A 3,221-nucleotide genomic window follows, 5' to 3' on the forward strand; every position below is an offset into this window, starting at 1 on the left:
CCTATATCAATGTCCCTGTTTACGGGGCTTTTAAGCTTAAGTCAGTGCCATTGCTTGCTTGATCTCATATTCAAAGGGCAGAACTGGTATTAATCCCATAGTGCCTGATACAGGCTTACCAGCTCTTCAGCGCTTGGCACTCTGGGGTTATTGCCCGGCGAGCCTGAGGCCAGGGCTTGTTCTGCCATGGTTTGGCAAACTGAGAAAAATTTATTTTTATCGATACCGAATTGCGCTGGCGTTGGTACTGATAACTCGTCGTTAAGGGCCTTGAGTTCCGTTAATAATTTTTCATTGGCTTGCTGGTTACTGTCCTGCACAGAAGCGATGCCCATGGCCCGGGCACAATCGGCATAACGCCCGGGGGCCGCGGAAATCGAGTATTCGGTGACACTGGGTAATAACATGGCGTTCGATAAACCGTGGGGTACGTGGAAAAAAGCACCAATGGGGCGGCTCATGCCGTGTACCAGGGCAACCGATGCGTTAGAGAAAGCAACACCCCCAAGGGTCGAGCCCAACATCATGTGTTCTCTGGCCTGTTGATCTTCACCGTTGTGGTAAACCTTACGCAGGTTGGGTGCAATAAGTTTCATTGCCCCAATGGCCTGGGTATCACTGTAGGCATTGGCTTTTTTACTGACATAAGCTTCAATGGCATGAGTCAGGGCATCAATGCCGGTGTCTGCCGTGGTCCGGGCTGGCACACTGATGGTCAGCGTGTAGTCAACCAGTGCGGCAACAGGCATAAAGCCGGCACCCATACAGAGCATTTTTTCGTCGTTGGTTTCATCCGTAATGATGGTGACACGGGTTGCTTCTGAGCCGGTACCGGCGGTGGTGGGAATGGCGATAACCGGTAAGCCGGGCTCGTTGACAATACGGGGGAAGCGGTAATCTTTCATTTCACCGCCGTATTTGGCGAGAATTGCAATGGCTTTGGCGCTATCGATAGAACTGCCACCACCCAGCGCAATAATGCAGTCATACTTACCTGCCCTGGCCATTGCCACACCGGCTTGAATGGAGGCAACGGTTGGCTCTGGCACGGTGTCTGAGAAGACATCAAAATAAACATCAACAGTCGTGTTTTTTTGATCAAGTACTTTTGTGATGTTAGCAACATAGCCTAATTTAACCATCATGTTATCAGTGACAATAAGGGCACGGGGGCAGCCCATACTGTCCAGAATATCAGGGACTGCCAGACTCGCCTGTGCACCAACTTGCATGATACGTGGAAGAATGATCTGTGAAGACATGTTGTTTTCCTTATTCGATTGGCAGTTCTTTTCATCGGCTTGGGCTTAAGTAGTTAACTGAAATCATATTTTCTGACTAAATTATCAGTCACTCTGTTTCGTTGCAGCTTTGTCATATAGCTACCGCTATGCTGCCTATGCAGGGTAACTGCCCACTTAGCCAAAAATATACGATTCCATTTGGCAAGCTTCCCGGCCGATTCAAGGCATGTTGATTAGCTGGTAGACACTTTGCTGTTTCTTACTTATTTCGCTTGTGAACATAATTTTGACCATATCCAGACGGCAGTGGAGCATCCTCGGGGGTGGCTAAATATGGCAAGCTATAATTCAGTTCCTCACGCAAGGACTTATACAAACCCCAGGTAGTAATAGCCAGGACGATCGAATAAGGTAGAGCAGCAATAATAGAGGCGGTTTGTAACGCTTTTAAGCCACCGACAATTAATAAAACACCAGCAACGGCACCGATTAATAAGCTCCAGAAAATGCGTAATTTAGGCGGTGATTTTTGTTGACCCATAGTGACTAACGTACAAATAACCAGGGTTGCAGAGTCAGCAGAAGTGATAAAGTAAGTCACCGACATTACTGTACAGATAATTGCGCCAATGGTGGCAATAATTGCACCTAAGTCCATTAACTCCATGGTGACAAACAGGGCAGTAGTAATATCTTTATTCACCGCCTCAGCAATCCCGCCGGAACCAAATAGCTCGATGAAAATAGCCGTATTGCCAAACGCGGTTATCCAGAATGTTGCCAGTAATGTTGGTGCGATCAAGACACCAAGAATAAACTCTTTGATCGTACGGCCTTTAGAGATTCGCGCAATAAACATGCCGACAAATGGTGCCCAGGCGATCCACCAACCCCAATAAAACAAGGTCCACCACCCTTGCCACTGACTTTGTGGATTTGGGTCAACCCAAAAACCGAGCACAACGGCGTTGGTAATGTAATCACCCAGGTTGGTAGCAAAGGCGCCTAATAAATAAGCCGTTGGTCCCAGAACAATAAAGAAGGTCAGCATGAGTACCGTAAGGCGCATGTTTAATATGCTGAGTTTGTGCAGGCCATTGTTCAAGCCACGCAATGCTGACAGGGTTGCCAATAAGGAAATTATTGTAATAATGACCACCTGATTGCCCGAATTTATTTTAAAGCCAAACAGATAGTTCATACCTGCATTCATCTGTTGCGCACCCAGTCCTAACGAGGTTGCGATACCAAAGACAGTACCAAAAACAGCCAGTAAGTCAGCCATGTGACCAATCGGGCCGTATATTTTGTCGCCAAAAGCCGGGTACAAGCCAGAACGAATAGATAATGGCAAGCCTTTGCGGTAGGAGAAATAGGCTATTGCCATACCGGTGATAGCAAATATTGCCCAACCGTGTAAACCCCAGTGAAAGATGCTGACACGCATCGCTATTTGTGCGGCTTCAAGGGTTTTTTCTTGCCCTTGGGTAATAAAAGGATTGCTTTGGAAGTGGTGAATCGGCTCGGCAATACTCCAAAACAGAATGCCGATACCGATACCCGCACCAAACAGCATCGAGAACCAGGAAAAGAAGCTGTAATCCGGTTTTTCGTCGTCATGACCTAACTTAATGTGACCAAAGTGACTGAATGCTGTGTATATGGCCAAGAGTAAAAAGAAACTCATCAGGATAACGTAATACCAGGCAAGATCTGTGGCAATAAATCTCTTGGCGGCTTCGTAGATGCCATTAGCGTATACGGGGGCAATGATGGTAAACAGGACAAAGGCGATAATGATAACCGTTGAGCCTATGCTCATTACCGGGTTGGTATTAACAAAAATACCGGTTGCTAATTTCTGGCTGTTCATCGTAATGCTCCACTCGGTAAACCTGGATGCACGAATAAGTAGTTGGCCGAATGGAATCGTATATTTCTGGCTAAGTGGACAGTTACTATGCAAGGCGCAACGTA

At 46.9% G+C, this 3,221-nt stretch carries 2 protein-coding genes; both read right to left on the bottom strand.

The annotated features are described in order from the left end of the window. Positions 1-89 precede the first annotated feature (89 nt). Complete coding sequence (locus KDK14_RS11820; protein WP_257265325.1) at positions 90-1,262, bottom strand: iron-containing alcohol dehydrogenase; 1,173 nt, start codon at positions 1,260-1,262, stop codon at positions 90-92. 241 nt (positions 1,263-1,503) lie between these two features. Next, on the bottom strand, positions 1,504-3,117 hold the full coding sequence (locus KDK14_RS11825) for a BCCT family transporter (RefSeq protein WP_257265326.1): 1,614 nt from the start codon (positions 3,115-3,117) through the stop codon (positions 1,504-1,506). Between the last annotated feature and the right edge of the window lie 104 nt (positions 3,118-3,221).

The organism is Endozoicomonas sp. ONNA2, assembly GCF_024606365.1.
Lineage (GTDB): Bacteria > Pseudomonadota > Gammaproteobacteria > Pseudomonadales > Endozoicomonadaceae > Endozoicomonas.

What these genes read in the sequence shown, in the direction of transcription:
- KDK14_RS11825 (WP_257265326.1), bottom strand. Translation starts at nt 3,117, where the DNA reads ATGAACAGCCAGAAATTAGCAACCGGTATTTTTGTTAATACCAACCCG.
- KDK14_RS11820 (WP_257265325.1), bottom strand. Translation starts at nt 1,262, where the DNA reads ATGTCTTCACAGATCATTCTTCCACGTATCATGCAAGTTGGTGCACAG.